Raw genomic sequence first — 18,842 nt, 5'->3', positions numbered from 1 at the left:
AGGGATCGACATCCGTGACGGATGCGAACAACCCGGACTCCCCCGAGGGTGCGGACTCCGCCGTTGAGGCCCCGGTGAGGGATCGGATCGAGCCGGTCGACATCCAGGTCGAGATGCAGCGCAGCTACCTCGACTACGCGATGTCGGTCATCGTCGGCCGCGCCCTGCCCGACGTGCGCGACGGTCTCAAGCCGGTCCACCAGCGCGTGCTCTACGCGATGTACGACGGCGGGTTCCGGCCCGACCGCGGGTTCTTCAAGTGCGCCCGCGTCGTCGGCGACGTGATGGGCAACTACCACCCGCACGGCGACAGTGCGATCTACGACACCCTGGTGCGCCTGGCCCAGTGGTGGTCGATGCGCATGCCGCTGGTCGACCCGAACGGCAACTTCGGCTCCCCGGGCAACGACCCGGCCGCCGCCATGCGCTACACCGAGTGCAAGCTCGCGCCGCTGGCCATGGAGATGCTCCGGGACATCGACAAGGAGACCGTCGACTTCCGGCCCAACTACGACGGCCGTTCCTCCGAGCCCGTCGTCCTCCCGGCCCGGTTCCCGAACCTGCTGGTCAACGGTTCGTCGGGGATCGCGGTCGGTATGGCGACCAACATCCCGCCGCACAACCTGCGCGAGGTCGCCGACGGCGTCAACTGGTACCTGGAGAACCCGGACACCGACGACGAGGCGCTGCTGGACGCGCTCATCGAGCGGGTCAAGGGCCCGGACTTCCCCACGCGCGGCCTCATCGTGGGCAAGCGGGGGATCGAGGAGGCCTACCGGACCGGGCGCGGTTCCATCACCATGCGCGCGGTCGTGGAGGTCGAGGAGGACAGCCGCGGGCGCCAGACGCTGGTGGTCACCGAGCTGCCCTACCAGGTCAACCCGGACAACCTGGCGCTGAAGATCGCCGACCTGGTCAAGGACGGCAAGGTCAGCGGTATCGCCGACGTGCGGGACGAGAGCAGCGGCCGGACCGGCCAGCGCCTGGTCATCGTCCTCAAGCGCGACGCCGTCGCCAAGGTGGTGCTCAACAACCTCTACAAGCACACCCAGCTCCAGGAGACCTTCGGCGCGAACATGCTCGCGCTGGTCGACGGGGTGCCGCGGACCCTGCGCCTGGACCAGATGATCCGGCACTGGGTCAAGCACCAGATCGAGGTCATCGTCCGCCGGACGCGCTATCTGCTGCGCAAGGCCGAGGAGCGGGCGCACATCCTGCGCGCGCTGCTGCGGGCGATGGACCGCATCGACGAGGTCATCAACCTCATCCGCGCCAGCGCCTCCGCCGACGAGGCGCGCACGGGTCTCATGGGCCTGCTGGAGATCGACGACATCCAGGCCCGCGCCATCCTGGACATGCAGCTGCGCAAGCTGGCCGCGCTGGAGCGCAACCAGCTCACCTCGGAGTACGACGAGCTGATGGCGCAGATCGCGGACTACAACGACATCCTCACCTCGGACCCGCGCCAGCGGTCCATCGTCCGCGAGGAGCTCGCCGAGATCGTCGAGAAGTACGGCGACGAGCGGCGCACGCACATCATCCCGTTCGAGGGTGACATGCGGATGGAGGACTTCATCGCCGAGGAGGACGTGGTCGTCACGATCTCCCGCGGCGGGTACGCCAAGCGCACGCGGATCGACAACTACCGGGCCCAGAAGCGCGGCGGCAAGGGCGTGCGCGGCGCCCAGCTCAAGCAGGACGACATCGTCCAGCACTTCTTCGTCACCACCACCCACCACTGGATCCTGTGCTTCACCAACCAGGGCCGGGTGTACCGGACGAAGGCCTACGAGCTGCCGGAGGCCGCCAGGGACGCGCGCGGTCAGCACGTGGCGAACCTGCTGCCGTTCCAACCGGGTGAGGAGATCGCGCAGATCATGGCTCTGCGCGACTACGAGGCCGCCCCGTACCTGGTGCTCGCCACCCGTGAGGGCCTGGTGAAGAAGTCGCGCCTGGCGGACTTCGACTCGGCCCGGGCGGCGGGGATCATCGCGATCAACCTGCGCGAGGACGACGAGCTGATCGCCGCGCGCCTGGTCTTCCCCGACGACGACCTGCTGCTGATCTCCAGCGACGCCCAGGCGATCCGGTTCTCGGCCTCCGACGAGTCGCTGCGGCCGATGGGCCGCGCGACCAGCGGTGTGATCGGCATGCGCTTCATGGCGGGCGACTACCTCCTGAGCATGGACGTCATCCGCCCCGGAGACGGGTCCTCCGACGTCCTGGTGGCCACGGAGAACGGCTACGCCAAGCGCACCCCGGCCGACCAGTACCCCGTACAGAACCGGGGCGGCAAGGGCGTTCTGACGGCCAAGGTCGTGGAGGCCCGCGGCAAGCTGGTCGGGGCGATGATGGTGGACCCCGAGGTGGACGAGATCTTCGCGATCACGTCCGCGGGCGGGGTGATCCGCACCGGGGCCGCCGAGGTCAAGCAGTCCGGCCGCACCACCATGGGCGTGCGCCTGATGAACCTCGACAAGGGCAACAAGATCGTGGCCGTGGCGCGCAACGCCGAGGCCGGTGAGGACGCCGGCGAGGACGGGTCCGACGACACGGCCGAGGGCGCGGTGACCGGGGAGGGAAACCCCGAAGCCTAGACTGCGCGTTAGGTCCTTTTGATCCCGTGGGGTTCCGTCCGTGAACCCCACGGGACCCTGTTCTTCGCGGCATTCACCCGTCTCAACGAAAGTCCAGCGGTAACGTTTCTATGTCTGACAACCAGCGGAACACCCCCACGAACGAATCCGAAGCGGACACGGCGGTGACCGCCGAAGACGAGGCAGCGGAGAAGGACACGGTCGAGGCGACCGGGTCGGAGCCGACGGACACGGAGACCACCGAGGCGACCACCACCGAGGACGGGGAGTCCGAGGCGGGCGGGGACGCCGAGGAGGACCCGGAGAAGGCCTCCGGTGAGAAGGTCTCCGCAACGGAGAGCGCCGGAACGGAGGGCACCGACGACGCCGGTTCGGCGGCGTCCGAGCGGTCGGCCCCGACCTTCGCGGCCGCGGATCAGGACTCCGACGAGGGTTCCGTGGCGGACCGCGCGGAGGCGGGAGAGACGCCAGTGACCGATTCCAAGGCCACGGCCCCCGAGGGGCCGGGTGCCGTGAAGGCGACGATGTCGAGCCGCAAGGCGCACCTGACGGTCTCCCGCGTGGAGCCGTGGTCGGTGATGAAGTTCAGCTTCGTCGTGTCCCTGGTGTGCTTCATCATCCTGTTCGTCGCGGTCGGGGTGATCTACGCGACCCTGTCCATGCTCGGCGTCTTCGACGAGGTCACCAGCATGATGGAGGCCCTCCTGGAGGGCAACGACGGCGGCGGTGAGGGCGAACTCGGCCTGGACCCGGCCGCGTGGTTCTCCCCGGGCCGCGTCCTGGGCTACACGGGTGTGATCGGGGCACTGAACATCGTGCTGATCACCGCCCTGTCCACGGTGGGCGCGATGGTGTACAACCTGGTCGCCGACCTGGTCGGGGGCGTGGACGTCACGCTGACCGAGGCCGAGTAGGGCTTCGGCGGATCCGGCCCCGGGCGCTGCGCCCGGGGCCTTTCCGCGCCCGGGGCACGCACCGGTCCGAGCACTTGGGAAACCCGGTAAAATGGGAGGTGAAGAGGGACGCGGTCGCCCGTGTCCCTCCCGCTTCCGCGTCACCGTCCGGTTCGCCCCGCGCACCGGGATGCGGTAGAGTTCCTCGAGGAACGAGGGCGTATAGCTCAGTCGGTTAGAGCGCATCCCTGATAAGGATGAGGCCCCAGGTTCAAGTCCTGGTACGCCCACCGAAGAAAAGACCCACCGGTTCTCCGGTGGGTCTTTTGCGTGCGGCGGCAAGGTACGGCGATCACCGTTCGGACGGACCCGCCACGGCGTCCGCGACCGGTCAGGAATCGAGAAGCGCCGGTCACGGGGCCGGAACTAGCGTCAGAGCCATGACTTCGACTGAGTTCGTCACCCTCGACGTGGCCGACACCGCGGCCGCCCACGACTTCTACCGCGCCTTCGGTGTGGACACCCGGATCCGCCTCCGGACCGCGCAGGAACCCAGCTCCGGATTCCGCGGGTTCACCCTGGCGCTCACCGTGTCCCAGCCGGCCGACGTCGACGCCTTCGTCGACGCGGCCGTGGGGGCCGGGGCCACGACGCTGAAGCCCGCCGTGAAGTCGCTCTGGGGCTACGGCGGTGTCGTCCAGGCGCCGGACGGGGCGATCTGGAAGGTCGCGACCTCGGCGAAGAAGGACACCGGGCCCGCCACCAGGAAGATCGACGACTTCGTGCTCCTGCTGGGCGTCGCGGACATGAGCGCGAGCAAGCGGTTCTACGTCGACCGGGGCCTGGAGGTGGCGAGGAGTTTCGGCCGCGCCTACGTCGAGTTCGCCCCGGGCCCGGGTGCGGTCACGTTGGCGCTGTACCGGCGCCGGGCCCTGGCCAAGGAGCTCGGGGTCCCGGTCGAGGGCACCGGGTCGCACCGGTGCACGATCGGCGGCGCCGACGCGCCCTTCACCGACCCGGACGGGTTCGCGTGGGAGACCGCCGCGGCGGCCGCACCCCGGTGAACCGACCGGCGGGCCACCAAGCCCCGCCGCCCCGGGCCGGGGCCGCCGTTCAGCCCCGGCCTCCCCCCTCCAGGACCGTCAGGTCGATCCGGGCCAGGCGTACGGGGTCGGCCAGGACGTCGATCCGCGCGACCAGACCGTCCACCACGGTGAAGCCCATGACGGAGAACGGACGGCCCGCGTCGTTGAGCACGACGACCCCGGCACCCCCGTTGACCAGGGCGGGCAGGACGAACTCGGCGGGACGCGCGTAGCTGATCGCCGACCGGGCCACGGCCTCGGCGCCGTGTTCCACGGTGGCCGGACGCAGCGTGCCCCAGTCCGCGGTGGTCACCACCCGCGGGTCCAGGACCCGCAGGAGGGCCTCGAAGTCGCCGCCGCGCGCGGCGGAGAGGAAGGCGTCGACCACCCGCCGCTGCCGGACCGGGTCGGGGTCCGGGCTCGGCGCGACCCCCCGGACCCGGCGGCGGGCGCGGCTGGCCAGTTGCCGCGCGGCGGCGGGGGTGCGGTCGACGATCGGGGCGATCTCGGTGAAGGGCACGGCGAACATGTCGTGCAGCACGAACGCCAGACGTTCGGCGGGCGGCAGCGTGTCCAGGACGACGAGGAGGGCCAGGCCCACCGAGTCGGCCATGAGGGCTTCGTGCTCGGGCCCCGACCGTTCGGCGGGGGTGACGACCGGGTCCGGGACGTGGGCACCCACCGGCTCCTCCCGGCGCGAGGTGCGTGAGCGCAGCATGTCCAGACACACCCGGCCCACCACCGTGGTCAGCCAGCCGGGCAGGTTGTCGATCTCCTCCGCGTCGGTGCGGCCCAGCCGGATCCACGTCTCCTGGACGGCGTCGTCGGCCTCGGCGAGTGAGCCCAGCATCCGGTAGGCGACCGAGCGCAGGCGCCCCCGCTGTTCCTCGAACCGCGTCGCCAGAGATTCCTTCGTGTCCACCCGTCACACCTTTCCCTCGCGATCCGTCAATGGGGTGACGAACCGAACGGAGCCGTCGTGACCGGCCCCGCTCACACCCAGGCGCGCACCATCCGAGGAGCTTGCACGTGACAACCCCGAACAATCTTCGCACCACCGTCCGCGGCCGCGTCCTCATGGCCGGGGACGAGGGCTTCGACGCGGCCCGTACTCCGTGGAACCTGGCGGTGCGCCAGCCGGTCGCCGCCGTGGTGGAGGCTGTCGACGCCGATGACGTGGCCGCGGTGGTCCGCTTCGCCCGGGCCGCCGGGTTCGCGGTGTCGGCCCAGCCCAGCGGGCACGGCGCCTCGGGCAACGCGGACGGGGTGATCCTGCTGCGCACGGGTGCCCTGGACGAGGTGGCGGTGGACCCGTCCCGCCGCACCGCCCGGGTGGGGGCGGGTGCGACCTGGGGCCGGGTGCAGGCCGCGGCCGGGCCGCACGGGCTGACCGGAATGGCGGGCAGCTCCCCGGGCGTGAGCGTGGTCGGCTACACCCTGGGCGGTGGCGTCAGCTGGTTCGGCCGCCGCTTCGGCTGGGCGTCCGACAGCGTCACCGCGTTCGAGGTGGTGGACGCCGAGGGCGCCCGCGGCCGGGTCACGGCCCAGTCCGACCCCGACCTGTTCTGGGCGCTGCGCGGCGGTGGCGGTGACTACGCCTTGGTGACCGCCGTGGAGTTCGACCTGCATCCGGCTCCCGCGCTCCACGGCGGTCGGATGGTGTGGCCCGGTCACCTGGCCGGGGAGGTCCTGGACGCCTACCGGCGGGTCACCGCGACGGCTCCGCGGGAGCTCAGCGCGTGGTTCACCCGGCTCCAGGTGCCCGGGGGCGAGGCGGTGGCCGTGGTCGACGTCGCCCACCTGGGCGGCGCGGCCGAGGCCGAGGAGCTGCTGCGGCCCCTGGAGGGGGCCGGTGCCCCGCTGTCCGACTCGCGCGGGACGCTCTCCCCCGCCGATCTGGGCACGATCACCTCCGATCCGCTGGATCCCGCACCGGGCGTCTCCCGGTCCGAACTGCTCACCGACCTGGACGACCGGGTCGCCAAGGTGTTGCTGGACACCCCCGTCGCGCCACTGCTGCTCGCCCAGATCCGGCATCTGGGCGGGGCGCTGGCCGACCCCTCGGACAGCCCGCAGGGGCCGATGGCGGAGCCGTACGCGCTGTACATGTTCGGTGTCCCCGGCTCCCCCGGGGCCGAGGCGGGTGTCCGCGCCCGCCAGGAGGAGTTCGCCGCGGCGCTCGCGCCGTACGTGAGCGGGCGCACGCCCTTCACACTGCTGGGGGCGGGCGGGTCGGCGGCGTCCGCGTTCGCCCCCGACGCGCTGGAGCGCCTGCGCGGGGTCAAGCGGCGCCGCGACCCGCACGGGGTGATCCGGAGCAACCACCCCGTGCTGGGCTGAATCCGGCGGCACCGGCGGGTTGCCGGCGCGCACACCCGTCCGCCTCCCGCGCCGGTGAGGAACGGGAGGCGCCTCCCGAGGTCGATGAGTCGATCCGACGACGAGTCGACAAGGGGACAGGTCCACCGGACGGGGGCCTCCCCCACCGCGGCCGCCCCCGCCCGCCGCCACAGGGCAAGATCGGTCAAGCGGCGACGGGTACCGCGCGAACATACTGGTCGCATGACCGTTCCCACCGGCGAACCGCCCTCCGGGCGCGACCGTCTGCGCGAACTCCTCGACGCGGTCCTGGACGAGGACAGCACGCGTCTGTCGGACATGGCGGACCGCGCCCACTCCTCGCCGTTCCACTTCAGCCGGAGGCTCGCCCGGGACACCGGGGAGTCACCGGTGGCACTGCGCCGCCGGGTCCTGCTGGAGCGGGCCGCCTGGCAGATCGGCCAGGGCACCAGCGTCACCGACGCCGCCTTCACCGCCGGATACGGGTCGGTGGAGGGGTTCACGCGCGCCTTCGCGCGGGCCTTCGGCCACCCGCCCAGCGCCACCACCGCGGGGAGCGGGCGGTGGCTGCCCTCGCCGAACGGCATCCACTTCCACCCGCCGCTCCACCTGTGGGTGGAGGGGAACCCGAGGAGGCGACCGGCCATGGACCTGACCGCCCTGCAGATCCACCACGACGTGGACGACACGGCGTTCCTCATCCGCCTGGCCGCGGACCTGCCCGAGGCGGACTACCGGAGGGTCTGGGCCCCCGGACGCACCGTCCTGTCCTGGGACGGCCCGGAGGAGTCCGTGGCCGCCACCCTGGAGCACCTGGTGCGGACCAAGGAGGTCTGGCTCGCCTCGATCGAGGGCTCGGACTTCCCCGAACGGGGGGCCGACGACCCGGGGTCGCTGCGCTCCCGTCACGAGGAGGCGGGCGCGCGCTGGATCGCGGTCGTGGACGGTATCGGCCGCCGGGACGCCTGGGGCGACCGGCTCGTCGACGCCCTGTGCGATCCGCCGGAGAGCTTCGTGCTCGGCGGGGTCGTGGCGCACGTCCTGACGTACTCGGCGCACCGCAGGCAGGCCGTCCGGCACATGCTGCGGTCGGCCGGGGCCGAGGTCGACCACGGCGACCCGCTGGAATGGCTGCACCACCGCAACGAACGACGAGGGGACACACCGTGAGGACCGTCTACAACACCGCCACCAGTCTCGACGGGTTCATCGCCGACCGGGACAACTCCCTGGAGTGGCTGTTCTCGGTCGAGGGGGCCGAGGCGGGAGCGGAGGGCGGCGAGGCCCTCAGCGACACCGAGGACTTCATCGACAACGCGGGCGCGATCGTGATGGGGGCGACCACCTACGAGTGGGTCCGGGAGCACACGGACGGCGAGCCCTGGCCCTACCAGGCGCCCAGCTGGGTCCTCACCCACCGCGACCTTCCCCGGGTCGAGGGGGACCTGCGCTTCGCCAGCGCCGACACCGACCAGGAGCTGCGGAACCTGCACCAGGAGATGGCCGAGGCCGCGGACGGGCGCGACGTGTGGGTGGTCGGCGGCGGCCGACTGGCCGCCGACCTGGCCCGGCTGGGCCTGCTCGACGAGGTCGTCGTGTCCGTCGCCCCGGTCAGCCTGGGCGGCGGTGCCCCCCTGCTGGACGGGCGGGTGCGGCTGCGCGCCCTGGAGGCCGGGCTCAAGGGGCCCTTCGCCTGCCTGCGGTACGAGGTCGTCCGCGGCTGAGGCCGGGGTGCGGGGCCACCACCGGGGGCGCGTGGGGCGAGGGCGGGGGCGGGGCGCTCGGGAACACGGTCAGGAATCGAGAAGCACAGGTCAGGGTGGGATCCCTAGGCTGATCGCCATGGACATCACCATTCACACGACCGTTCTTCCGCACGACGACCCGGACGCGTCCCTGGCCTTCTACCGCGACGTCCTCGGCTTCGAGGTCCGCAACGACGTCGGACAGGGCAGGATGCGCTGGGTCACCGTGGGGCCCGCCGGTCAGCCCGGTACGTCCATCCTCCTGGCGCCTCCGGCGGCCGACCCCGGCATCACCGAGGACGAGCGCCGCACCATCGCCGAGATGATGGCCAAGGGCACCTACGGCTGGATCCTGTTGGCCACCCCGGACCTCGACGGCACCTTCGAGAAGGTGCAGGCCCGCGACGCGGAGGTCGTCCAGGAGCCGACCGAGCAGCCGTACGGAGTCCGCGACTGCGCCTTCCGCGATCCGGCGGGCAACCTGGTCCGCGTCCAGGAGGTGCGCTGAGCCGCACGCTCCCTCCCGCGGCGCGCTCTGGCCAGGGCGGCCCGGGCACACCTCCCACCACGACGAGAAGGAGTTCTTCCATGTGTCACCCCTCGTGGGGACGCGCACGCGCGGAGGCGCAGCGTCTGGGCGACCTCGCGCGGCTGCGCCGCGTCCGCGACCGGATCGACCGCGAGTACGCGCAGCCGCTGAACGTCGAGGAGCTCGCGCGCGGCGCGCACATGTCCGCCGGGCACCTCAGCCGCCAGTTCCGCCTGGCCTACGGCGAGTCACCGTACGCGTACCTCATGACCAGGCGCGTCGAGCGGGCGAAGGCGTTGCTGCGGCGGGGCACCCTCAGCGTCACCGAGGTCTGCTTCGCGGTGGGCTGCTCGTCGCTGGGCACGTTCAGCACGCGCTTCACCGAACTGGTCGGCATGTCGCCCAGCGCCTACCGCGGGCGGGTGTCGGGTGCCGAGGCGCAGATGCCGCCGTGCGTGGCCAAACAGGTGACCAGACCGGTCAGGAGCCGGGAGGGGCGGGCCCGGAGCGCGCAACCGGCGTGACCGCCGCGGCGTCCGTCGGGCCCGACGGACGCCGCGGGGACCTGTCGGGTGTTCCGGCGCCCGTAGGCCGGAGCACGTCCTCACCGGTGCCGGGTCCCGCGGACGGGTCGGGACCGGTGGGGACGCCGTGTGTCCTGCGTCGTCCCTAGCCGACGGCTCCGGTCAGAACGGGCAGGTAACCGGAGTCGTGACCGCTGCCGTTCGGGTGGTAGGAGCTGGTCAGCGGCCAGGTGGGACCGTGGATCCAGGGCGAGGGGGCGCAGATGCGCCTGCCCTCGAAGGCGGGGCTCACGTCGGCGAAGGCGAACCCGTGGGCGCTCGCCCTGTCGCTGATCGCCGCGTTGAGGGTGTCGGCGGTGGCGTTGATGCGTTCCCGGCGCTCGACGCTGATCGCGCCGAAGCAGCTCGTCGTCTCGTACAGGCGGGGGTAGCCCAGCACCACCACGTACGCCGACGGGGCTCCCGCGCGGATGTCCGTGTAGAGCAGGTCCAGCTCGCCGGGCAGGTTCTGGGCGATGTACAGCTCGGCGTCGTCCAGGGCGGAGAAGCAGTCCTGGTCCGTTCCGGTCCTGCAGGCCAGAACGACGTCGACGAATCCGGCGTCGTTTCCTCCGCTGGTGACGCTGACCAGGGTGGTCTGGGAGGACAGGGAGCCGAGCTGGTCACTGCGCACGCTCGCGGACGTCGCGCCGCTGCAGGCGTCGAAGCTGAAGGACTGGACGGCGTTCCGCTCGGCCCAGAGCGCGGGGTAGGCCCGGGAGGACCGCTGGCAGTAGTACGAGAGGTCGTAGGATCCCGCGCCCGTGCCCGAGGAGTAGGAGTCCCCGAGGGCGACGTAGTGGACGTTGGACTCGGCGTTCGCGGCGAGGGGGGCGCAGACGAGCAGCAGGAGGGTGCAGAGCAGTACGTAACAGGAGCGACGGATCATCAGCGGGGCCTTTCACCGCACGGCGTGCGTGCGTGGGGGTGTGAAGGGTGAGGGGGATGGGTGCGATGGGGGGTCCATCACTCCAGAGAAGATAGATCCGTGTGCTCCGCGTCACCATGGCCGACGGGATAGAAGTTACTTACTGGTCAGTACATCGACACGCGGGTGTCATCCGCTCCGGGGTCGGCGGGTGCGGACACCGCTCCCCTTCCGGTGTTCCGCCCGCGTGCCGTTCGGTGTCGCGCGTCCGGTGCGGCCCGCCGTGTCGCACCGTCTCCTCCTCCCCGGGTGCCCGCTGCCGTTGACACCGGATCCGGGATCCGCCTATGTTCCTCGCGGTAATTGTTAACAAAGTTTTCTGAAAAATCCGCGTGCAGCACGGCTGAGGAGGCCTGTGTGACGAAGAGGATCGGACACCCCCCGGCAGCGGCCCGCCTCCTGGCGGCCCTGTTCTCCGTCGGACTCGTCCTGTGCGCCGGGGGACCGGCGTACGCGCGCTCCGCCGGGGCGGTCAGCCCGGAGATCGTCGACTCGACCCAGAGGGACGGCAGGGCCCTCGCCCTCACCTTCGACGACGGACCCCACCCGGACCACACCCCCCGACTGCTCGACGTCCTGGACGAACACGGCGTCAGGGCCGTGTTCTGCGTGCTGGGCGACCAGGCGCTGCGGTACCCGGAACTCGTCCGCGAGATCGTGGACGGGGGCCACACGCTCTGCAACCACACGATGAGCCACGCCGACGTCAGCGATTGGTCCCCCGAACGGGTCCGCGACGAGCTGCTGGCCACCAACGCCGCGATCCACGCGGCGGCGCCGAACGCCCGCATCCGCTACTTCCGCGCTCCTTTCGGCGCCTGGGGGCGGTCGCCCGAGGTGGCGGCCGAGCTGGGTATGCGGCCTTTGGGCTGGCGGGTGGACGTCATGGACTGGTCCACCCCCGGCACCGGCGTGCTGGTCGACCGGCTCCGGGCGGCCGTCACGCCGACCTCGGTGGTCCTCCTGCACGACGGCGGCGGCGACCGGAGCCAGACCGTCGCCGCCGTGGACCTGTTCGTTCCGGAGCTGCAGTCCCAGGGCTGGCGCTTCACCCGGCCCGCCTGGGGCTGGTAGGACCCCGCCGGGAGCGCCCGTGTCCGTACCCGGGGCGCGGACGCGGGCGCCGCCGCGGCGCGGGATGTCGAGACGTCGCTTCGGCGACGGGTCGACAAGGCGACATGTCCGCCGAACGGGGGCTCCGCCTCCTCCGAAGGTCGTAGCCGGGATGCCGATCCGCGCCCGATGTGCCCGGCCGGTCCGGTTCGCGACGCTGGGGTCACCCCACCGGAAGGAGAGGGACCGTGATCCCCACAGCCCCGCCCCCGCGCCGCCGCCGACGTCCCGCCGCCGCACTGGCGGCCTCGACCGGCGTCCTCGCCGTCATGGCCGCCGGCTGCTCCGCCCCCGCGGCCGACGGCCTCCCCGCTCCCGCGACCCCCGTGCCCGCCACCGCCGACCTCACCGCGCGGGACGTCGACACCTGGCTCGACGGCCTGGTCCCCGCCGCGCTCGACGACACCGGCATCCCCGGTGCGGTCGTCTCGGTCGTCCACGACGGCGAACTCCTCACCGCCCGCGGCTACGGGTACGCCGACACCGGTGCCGACGGCGGCGAACCCGTCCCGGTCGACCCCGAGGACACGCTGTTCCGCGTCGGCTCGGTCTCCAAGCTGCTCACCGCGACCGCCGTGATGACGCTGGTCGAGGACGGGACCCTGGACCTGGACACCGGCCTGGACGAGTACCTCGACTTCACGGTCCCCACCGGGTTCGACGACCCCGTCACCCTGCGGCACCTGCTCTCGCACACCCCCGGGTTCGAGGAGCGCATCAGGGGGATGATCCGCTTCGACGGCCCCGACCCCGACCTCCGGCGCTTTCTGGCGGAGGACCCGCCCGCGCAGGTCTATCCGCCCGGCACCGTTCCCGCCTACTCCAACTACGGCAACGCGCTCGCGGGCTACGTCGTCGAACACGTCACCGGGGTCCCCTTCGAGGAGTACGTGGAGCGGGAGGTGCTGGAGCCCCTCGGCATGGACTCCTCCACCTTCTCCCAGCCGCTCCCCGAGGACCTGCGCGGACGCCTGGCGAACGGGTACACGGACGACACCGGGCCGGCCGGGCGCTTCGAACTCGTCGACGACTCGCCCGCGGGAGCGCTGACCACGTCCGCCCCGGACATGGCCCGCTTCATGCTCGCCCACCTGGGCGAGGCCGACCCGGACACGGCCCCGCTCACCCCCGGGACCCTCGACCTCATGCACTCCCCCGCGCTGGACGCCGACACGCTGGGCACACTCGCCGAGGGCCCGCGCATGACCCTGGGGTTCTTCGAGGAGGGCCGCGACGGCCGCCGCGCCCTCGGGCACGGCGGCGACACCGCCTACTTCCACGCCCACGTGCGGATCCAGCCCGACCACGGCACCGGGATCTTCGTGGCGCTCAACGGCGGGGGTTACGAGGGCGCCGACAGCATCCGCCTGCGGGAGGCGGTCGTGGACGGGTTCGCCGACCGCTACCTGCCGGGCGGGTCGCAGACCCCGGCGGGAACGGACACGGCCGCGGAGCACGCGGCGATGGCCGAGGGCGTCTACACGCAGTCCAGAACGATGCACAGCACCTTCCTGTCGGTGTTCGACCTCCTCGTCCAGACCCGGGTCCAGGACCGGGGGGACGGCACGATCCTGGTGAGCCCGGGGCCGGAGACCGGGAACCCCGCGGTCTACGAGGAGGTCGAGCCGTGGGTGTGGCGCGAGGTCGGCGGGCGGGGAACGCTCACCATGCGCGAGTCCGACGGCCGGATGGAGGCGATCGCGTTCGGCCCGGCGTTCACCCTCCTGCGCGCCGAGCCCTCCCAGAGCGCCTCGCTGGTGCTGCCGCTCCTGCTGTCGTCCGTCGCGGTCCTGTTGGTCACGGTGCTCTCCTGGCCGGTCGGAGCGCTGCTGCGCCGCCGGACGTCCCGCCCCCGCCGGGACGGGACCGGACGCACGGCCCGGGTGCTCACGCGCGCCGGCGCTGCCGCCGCGCTGACGGCTCTGGCCGGATGGACCGCGGTGGTCGTCATGCTCCTGGGACTGCGGGACATGCCTGAGGCCGTCCTGCGCGGACTCCAGGCGCTGCAGTTGCTGGGGGGCCTCGCCGTCCTCCCCGCGGCCTGGGCGCTGGTGGACGGGGTCCGCCGCCGCGCCGGGTGGCGGCGCCTGGTGGGAGCCGCGCTGGTCCTGGCGGCGCTGCTCTGCGTGCAGTGGTTCGCGTTCTCGTACGGTCTGGTCGCGGTCGACGTGTCGTACTGATCCCGGCATCATGCTCAGGACACAACGGACGGGAGGACCGGTGACGAACGACGACGAACCGGTGCGGGCGGTGCCGGTCTCCGCGTCCGCCGCCGCGGCCGCCCTGGTCGAGGGGGCGCTCAACCGCCTGGGGCTGCGCGGGGAGAGGAGCCGCGACGTCGCTCTGGCGGTGGTGCTGGCCGTGGTCTCGGTCGGACTGGCGGGGCTCATGCTGGCGTCGCTGGAACACCTGGACGGCGTCGCGGTGCCGGCGGCCACCTGGGTCTCCCTCTCGGTGGTGTTCGGCGCCCAGTCCCTGGCGGTGTGCGTGCGCCGCCGGTACCCCGTCGCCTGCCTCCTGGGCGTGACGGCGTTCCAGGTCCTGACGGTGGCGCTGCTTCCGGTCGAGGTCGGTCTCCAGGGGCCGGCGCTGTTCGTCGCCGCCTACACCTGCGGGACCCGGCTCAGACCCGGGCGGCTCGTGGCGGTCGTCACTGCCGCGACCCTGCTGCACTGGGTCGTCGGAAGCCTGGTCATGGAGAGGCTGGCGCCCCGGGTCCACCTTCCGTGGACCGCGGAGATCCCCCTGACCGCGTCGGTGGGGTTGCTGGTCACGGGGATCCCGGTGTTCGTGGTGCCGGCGCTCGTCGGCGCCTACGTGGGGACGCGGCGTCGCTATGTCGACCTGTTGCGGATCCGCGCCGCCGAGGAGGCCCGCGCCCAACGGGAGCGCGTGGAGGCGGCGGTCCGGGCCGAGCGCGCCGGGATGGCCCGCGAGCTGCACGACATCGCCGCCCACCACCTGTCCGGCATGGTCGTGCAGGCGGGGGCCGCCGAACGGCTGGTCGGCCGCGACGACGAGGCCGCCCGGCGGGCGATGGCGTGGGTGCGCTCCCAGGGCAGGGAGACCCTGGAGAGCCTGCGCCTGGTCGTGGGGGCGCTACGCGACCCCGACGAGGAGACCGGGGGCCTGCACCACCGGGGCGAACCGGGCGCCCGGGGGGCTCCGGTTCCGGGGCTGGCCGCACTGGACCGGCTCGTGGCGGCCGAACGCGACCTGGGCGCCGTCGTCGACCTCGTCCGTGAGGGGGAGGCCCACGACCTGCCGCCGATCGCCGACGTCACCGCCTACCGGGTGGTCCAGGAGTCGCTGTCCAACGCCCGCGACCACGCGGCCGGAGCACGGGTCCGGCTCCTGGTCCGCCACGAGCCCGAGCGCGTGGTCCTGGACATCGAGAACGACCCGGGCGGCGCACGGGCGACGGACCGGGAGCACCGCGGGCTGGGCGTGCTCGGTATGCGGGAGCGCGCCCAGGTCGTGGGCGCGGCACTGGAGGTCGGGCCGGTCGGGTCCGGTGGTTGGCGGGTGCGCTGGGAGATGCCGGTGGAGCGGAGGAGCGAACGGTGATCAGGGTGCTGCTGGTGGACGACCAGTCCATCGTCCGGACGGGCTTCCGGGTGATCCTCGACCTGGCCGACGGCATCGAGGTGGTCGGCGAGTGCGGGGACGGGCCCACGGCGGTGGAGGCGGCCGCACGCCTCATGCCCGACGTCGTCTGCATGGACGTGCGCATGCCCGGCGGGGACGGCCTGTCCGCGACCCGGGAGATCCTCGAACGGCTCGGGAGCCGGGCGCCGGAGGTCCTCGTCGTCACCACGTTCGACCTGGACGAGTACGTGTTCGGCGCGCTGGAGGCGGGTGCGAGCGGTTTCGTGCTCAAGGACACCGACCCCGACGACCTGGTCGACGCGGTGCGCCGCCTCTCCCGTGGGCAGGGGCTGGTGGACCAGGCGGTGACCCGGAGGGTGATGACCGAGTTCGCCCGGCGCAGGCCACCGAGCGGGGCCGACGCCGACGCGCTGGATCTGCTCACCGCCCGCGAGGCCGACATCGTGCGTGCGCTGGCCAGGGGGATGTCCAACGCCGAGATCGCCCGGGAGCTGTTCATCGAGACGAGCACGGTGAAGTCGCACCTGGGGCGGGCCATGGCCAAGATCGGCACCCGCGACCGGCTCCAGACGGTCGTGTGGGCGTACCGCACGGGGGTCGCCCGCCCCTGAACCGGCGGGGCGCCCCGGGCCGGAGCCGAACACGGCGTCCGGGATCCGCCGGGGCGCCCCGGTCTGACCCGGCGGGACCGCGCCGCTCAGGCGGAGGGCGGGTAGCCCTCGTAGTCGTTCCAGGTGGGCTCGGCGGTCATCAGTTCGCGCCAGGTGGGCCACCGCTCCCCCGTCCGCTGGCGGACGAGCTCCCCCGCGAAGGTGAACGGCGGTGCCTTGTGCGGCTTGGCGAGCGCCTGGTCGACGATCGTGTCGTACAGCACCGCCGACCCGTGCAGACGGGGCAGCACGGCGTGGATCCGCTCCACCTCGGCGTCCGGGAGCGGGGGGCCGCCCGGGCCGAGGGGGCCCAGGTCGAACCCGGCTCCGGCGGTCACCAGGGCGATCTCGGGCCGCTTGCGGGTGGCGATGTGGGGACTCAGGTGGAGCGCGATCGCGTCCCAGACCACCTCCACCCGGTCGTCGGCGAGCCCCCGGGCGGAGAGGAACTCGGCGGCCAGGTCGGCGCCGTCGACGTCGAAGGTCTGGTCCCGGTTCCCCTCGTCGCTGAGGCCGACGTCGTGCAGCACGCAGCCGAGGTAGAGGAGTTCGTCGTCGTAGTCGTGCCCGGGGCGCAGCCCCCGGTGCTCACCGAGGAAGCGCCCGTGGAGGTAGGTGCGCACGCTGTGGTTGAAGACCGCCGGGTGCTCGGAGTCGCGGGCGAAGCGTGTCGCGCCCAGCGCCAGGTCGGTGTCGGGAAGGCCCAGGCCGTCGTACTCGGGCATGGGGTCGGTCGTGGTCATCGGGGTCGGCCTCCGTGGGTTCGCGGACGGGGTGGTGGTCAGGCGTGGTCGCCGGGCCGGACGATCATGAGCACGACGACGGCCGCCCACACGAGGTCGAAGAAGCCGGTGATCATCGAGAGCCTGTCCAGCGCCCCCGTGTCGCCCAGTTCCGCCGGGGCCCGCCGCTGGCGGGGTCGCCGGTCCGGCCACCGGCGCGTACCTCGGAAACAGGCCCGCGGCGACGGCGACTCCCCCGACGAACACGATGCCCGCCAGGACGTGGGCCGACAGCAGGACGTTGTCCACAGGTACTCCTTCCAACCTTCAGGTTGCCTGAAGCCTACCCCGAGCTTCAGTCATGTTGAAGGTGGGGTGGGGAAGGGCCCGGGCCCGCTCCGCGCCCGCGGGGAACGGCGTCAGTCGCCCGCGGCGAACGCCCTCCGGACGGTGCGCGCGATCTCCTGGGGAACCGGATCCGCCTCCGGCCCGAACATCCGCTCGTCCACGCCGACGATCACCTCGTGCGCCCGGCCGAGCAGCGCGGCCCCCTCCGTGGTCAACTCGATCTCCGACGCGGACCCGGCGCGGGCGGTGAGGTCGCGCACCAGCCCGGCGGACTGGAGCGCCCTGATCCCGGTGTGCACGCTCTGCACCGTGACCCCGCCCATCCGGGCGAGTTCACTGAACGACGCCCCCGGCAGGCTGGCGACGTGGCCGAGCAGCGCGAGCCGCGCGACGGTCAGGTCCAGCGGCGCGAGGGCGGTGTTGAGTTCGGCCTCGACGCGGCGCGCCAGGGTCAGCACGATGATGGAGGGGCTCGTCACCGGCGGTTCGGGGCGGGTGTTGTCGGTGCTCACCGTTCCAGTCTCCCCCACGGCGGGCACCCCGGCCCCACCGTGATCCGTTCCGGGGCCCGCCGCGGCCGTGTCGACGGGTCGATGCGTCGACTCCCCGACGAATCACCATGTCGACACCGGCCGAGAGCCCGGGGCCTGTTCTCACCCGACTCCAACCTTGGGCCGGGACCCGCCTCCCACCTGGGGATCTCCCCCGTGCTCCCAGGAAACTCCCAGGAAGTTCTCCCCCCGGTCACACACATGTCGACTTGTGTCCCTCTCGACGTCATCACGAGAGGAGGGCACCCGACGTGCGACCACCACGAGCCCCGAGGAGCGCCGGACCCGCCGCAGGCGCCGCCGACACCGGTCACCGGCTGCGGACGTCGAGCGGCCTGCACGCGTTCAACCGGTACGAACTCAAGTACCTGGTCCCCGTGTCCCGGGTGGCCGACGTGCGCGCCGAACTCGCCGCCCGCATGAGCCCCGACCGGAACGGCGGCGGCCGGGGGTACGGGGTCTGGAGCCTCTACTACGACACCCGGTCGCTGCGCTTCTACCACGAGAAGATCGAGGGGCTGCGCTTCCGCCGCAAGCTGCGCGTCCGCCGCTACGGCGAGGTCGGGGCGGCCCCGGAGGACACGCCCGTGTCGGTGGAGATCAAGCAGCGGGTCAACCGCGTCACGCAGAAGCGCCGCGTGCTCCTCCCCTACGACCTGGCCAGGGACCTGTGCGACCGGCGCGTCCGGATCGAGCACGCCGGGGCCGACCAGACCTTCGTCGACGAGGTCCTCGACCTGGTCCACCGACTCGACCTGCGCCCCACCGCCATGACCGGGTACCGCCGCGAGCCCTACGTCGGCGACGGCGCCGACCTCGGCCTGCGCGTGACCCTCGACCACCGGGTCCGCGGCCGCGACCGCGACTTCGACCTGCGGGCGGAGGCGGAGAGCCGCTACATCGTCGCCCCCCACCTCGTGGTCATGGAGGTCAAGGCCAACGAACGCGCGCCCTACTGGGTGACGGACATGGCCGCGCGGCTCGACCTCCAGGTCGAACGGATCTCCAAGTACTGCCAGAGCGTGGAGGCCTTCGGCATGGCTCCGCGCTCGGTCTTCCACGTCCCGGAGGGGGACGGGGACGGACACGGCCCCGCCTCCGCGCGGCACGGGTCCGTCGACGACACCGGGCACGCCCTCCACACCCTCCACTCCTGACCGCACCGACCC

17 protein-coding genes and 1 tRNA gene are annotated in these 18,842 nt (G+C 72.6%); 14 read left to right on the top strand and 4 right to left on the bottom strand.

The window, feature by feature from the left end; all coding sequences use genetic code 11:
- The first annotated feature begins 14 nt into the window (after positions 1–14).
- The 4 genes from gyrA (at position 15) to ACTVAJ_RS16430 (ending at position 4,554) form a co-directional block, all read left to right on the top strand.
- Complete coding sequence (gyrA, locus tag ACTVAJ_RS16445) at positions 15–2,597, top strand: DNA gyrase subunit A (RefSeq protein WP_470389043.1); 2,583 nt, start codon at positions 15–17, stop codon at positions 2,595–2,597.
- Between the two features lie 110 nt (positions 2,598–2,707).
- Positions 2,708–3,511: a DUF3566 domain-containing protein gene (locus ACTVAJ_RS16440; RefSeq protein ID WP_470389042.1), complete on the top strand. Its 804-nt coding sequence runs from the start codon at positions 2,708–2,710 to the stop codon at positions 3,509–3,511.
- Between the two features lie 195 nt (positions 3,512–3,706).
- A tRNA-Ile gene (locus ACTVAJ_RS16435) sits at positions 3,707–3,780 on the top strand.
- A gap of 150 nt (positions 3,781–3,930) precedes the next feature.
- On the top strand, positions 3,931–4,554 hold the full coding sequence (locus ACTVAJ_RS16430; protein ID WP_470389041.1) for a glyoxalase: 624 nt from the start codon (positions 3,931–3,933) through the stop codon (positions 4,552–4,554).
- Positions 4,555–4,603: 49 nt separating this feature from the next.
- Here ACTVAJ_RS16430 and ACTVAJ_RS16425 read toward each other — a convergent pair whose 3' ends face one another.
- Complete coding sequence (locus ACTVAJ_RS16425; protein ID WP_470389040.1) at positions 4,604–5,497, bottom strand: sigma-70 family RNA polymerase sigma factor; 894 nt, start codon at positions 5,495–5,497, stop codon at positions 4,604–4,606.
- 107 nt (positions 5,498–5,604) lie between these two features.
- Here ACTVAJ_RS16425 and ACTVAJ_RS16420 point away from each other — a divergent pair, with 107 nt between their 5' ends.
- From ACTVAJ_RS16420 to ACTVAJ_RS16400, 5 genes are all read left to right on the top strand, one after another.
- Positions 5,605–6,915, top strand: coding sequence for an FAD-binding oxidoreductase (locus ACTVAJ_RS16420; RefSeq protein ID WP_470389039.1), 1,311 nt, complete (start codon positions 5,605–5,607; stop codon positions 6,913–6,915).
- Positions 6,916–7,137: 222 nt separating this feature from the next.
- Positions 7,138–8,085, top strand: coding sequence for a helix-turn-helix domain-containing protein (locus tag ACTVAJ_RS16415; protein WP_470389038.1), 948 nt, complete (start codon positions 7,138–7,140; stop codon positions 8,083–8,085).
- Positions 8,082–8,639, top strand: a complete 558-nt coding sequence (locus ACTVAJ_RS16410; RefSeq protein ID WP_470389037.1) for a dihydrofolate reductase family protein — start codon at positions 8,082–8,084, stop codon at positions 8,637–8,639. Before ACTVAJ_RS16415 ends, ACTVAJ_RS16410 begins: the two co-directional genes overlap by 4 nt.
- Before the next feature lie 118 nt (positions 8,640–8,757).
- Complete coding sequence (locus tag ACTVAJ_RS16405; RefSeq protein WP_470389036.1) at positions 8,758–9,168, top strand: VOC family protein; 411 nt, start codon at positions 8,758–8,760, stop codon at positions 9,166–9,168.
- Between the two features lie 80 nt (positions 9,169–9,248).
- Positions 9,249–9,713: a helix-turn-helix transcriptional regulator gene (locus tag ACTVAJ_RS16400; protein WP_470389035.1), complete on the top strand. Its 465-nt coding sequence runs from the start codon at positions 9,249–9,251 to the stop codon at positions 9,711–9,713.
- A 145-nt stretch (positions 9,714–9,858) separates the two neighbouring features.
- On the opposite strand, the gene ACTVAJ_RS16395 is transcribed toward ACTVAJ_RS16400, so the two are convergent.
- Entirely contained in the window at positions 9,859–10,641 is a 783-nt protein-coding gene (locus ACTVAJ_RS16395) for an SGNH/GDSL hydrolase family protein (RefSeq protein ID WP_470389034.1), read from the bottom strand.
- A gap of 396 nt (positions 10,642–11,037) precedes the next feature.
- Here ACTVAJ_RS16395 and ACTVAJ_RS16390 point away from each other — a divergent pair, with 396 nt between their 5' ends.
- The 4 genes from ACTVAJ_RS16390 (at position 11,038) to ACTVAJ_RS16375 (ending at position 16,013) form a co-directional block, all read left to right on the top strand.
- Positions 11,038–11,754, top strand: a complete 717-nt coding sequence (locus ACTVAJ_RS16390) for a polysaccharide deacetylase family protein (RefSeq protein WP_470389033.1) — start codon at positions 11,038–11,040, stop codon at positions 11,752–11,754.
- Positions 11,755–11,981: 227 nt separating this feature from the next.
- Entirely contained in the window at positions 11,982–13,973 is a 1,992-nt protein-coding gene (locus ACTVAJ_RS16385) for a serine hydrolase domain-containing protein (protein ID WP_470389032.1), read from the top strand.
- 40 nt (positions 13,974–14,013) lie between these two features.
- Positions 14,014–15,360 carry a sensor histidine kinase gene (locus tag ACTVAJ_RS16380; protein ID WP_470389031.1) on the top strand — a complete coding sequence of 449 codons (1,347 nt, stop codon included), beginning with the start codon at positions 14,014–14,016 and terminating at the stop codon, positions 15,358–15,360.
- Positions 15,357–16,013: a response regulator gene (locus ACTVAJ_RS16375; protein WP_470389030.1), complete on the top strand. Its 657-nt coding sequence runs from the start codon at positions 15,357–15,359 to the stop codon at positions 16,011–16,013. The genes ACTVAJ_RS16380 and ACTVAJ_RS16375 overlap by 4 nt, the downstream gene beginning before the upstream one ends.
- 86 nt (positions 16,014–16,099) lie before the next feature.
- Here ACTVAJ_RS16375 and ACTVAJ_RS16370 read toward each other — a convergent pair whose 3' ends face one another.
- Positions 16,100–16,795: an HD domain-containing protein gene (locus ACTVAJ_RS16370; RefSeq protein ID WP_470389029.1), complete on the bottom strand. Its 696-nt coding sequence runs from the start codon at positions 16,793–16,795 to the stop codon at positions 16,100–16,102.
- Positions 16,796–17,193: 398 nt separating this feature from the next.
- Positions 17,194–17,634 carry a MarR family winged helix-turn-helix transcriptional regulator gene (locus ACTVAJ_RS16365; protein ID WP_470389028.1) on the bottom strand — a complete coding sequence of 147 codons (441 nt, stop codon included), beginning with the start codon at positions 17,632–17,634 and terminating at the stop codon, positions 17,194–17,196.
- Between the two features lie 290 nt (positions 17,635–17,924).
- Here ACTVAJ_RS16365 and ACTVAJ_RS16360 point away from each other — a divergent pair, with 290 nt between their 5' ends.
- Complete coding sequence (locus tag ACTVAJ_RS16360; RefSeq protein ID WP_470389027.1) at positions 17,925–18,830, top strand: VTC domain-containing protein; 906 nt, start codon at positions 17,925–17,927, stop codon at positions 18,828–18,830.
- Positions 18,831–18,842: the final 12 nt, after the last annotated feature.

It is taken from the genome of Nocardiopsis sp. KDC1DS13DA1, from assembly GCF_055632325.1.
This window is presented reverse-complemented; position numbering and strand designations above follow the sequence as displayed.

Excerpts from the sequence above, each read along its gene's own strand:
- ACTVAJ_RS16430 (WP_470389041.1), top strand. The coding sequence starts at position 3,931 with ATGACTTCGACTGAGTTCGTCACCCTCGACGTGGCCGACACCGCGGCC.
- ACTVAJ_RS16370 (WP_470389029.1), bottom strand. The coding sequence starts at position 16,795 with ATGACCACGACCGACCCCATGCCCGAGTACGACGGCCTGGGCCTTCCC.
- ACTVAJ_RS16395 (WP_470389034.1), bottom strand. The coding sequence starts at position 10,641 with ATGATCCGTCGCTCCTGTTACGTACTGCTCTGCACCCTCCTGCTGCTC.
- ACTVAJ_RS16440 (WP_470389042.1), top strand. The coding sequence starts at position 2,708 with ATGTCTGACAACCAGCGGAACACCCCCACGAACGAATCCGAAGCGGAC.
- ACTVAJ_RS16400 (WP_470389035.1), top strand. The coding sequence starts at position 9,249 with ATGTGTCACCCCTCGTGGGGACGCGCACGCGCGGAGGCGCAGCGTCTG.
- ACTVAJ_RS16415 (WP_470389038.1), top strand. The coding sequence starts at position 7,138 with ATGACCGTTCCCACCGGCGAACCGCCCTCCGGGCGCGACCGTCTGCGC.
- ACTVAJ_RS16405 (WP_470389036.1), top strand. The coding sequence starts at position 8,758 with ATGGACATCACCATTCACACGACCGTTCTTCCGCACGACGACCCGGAC.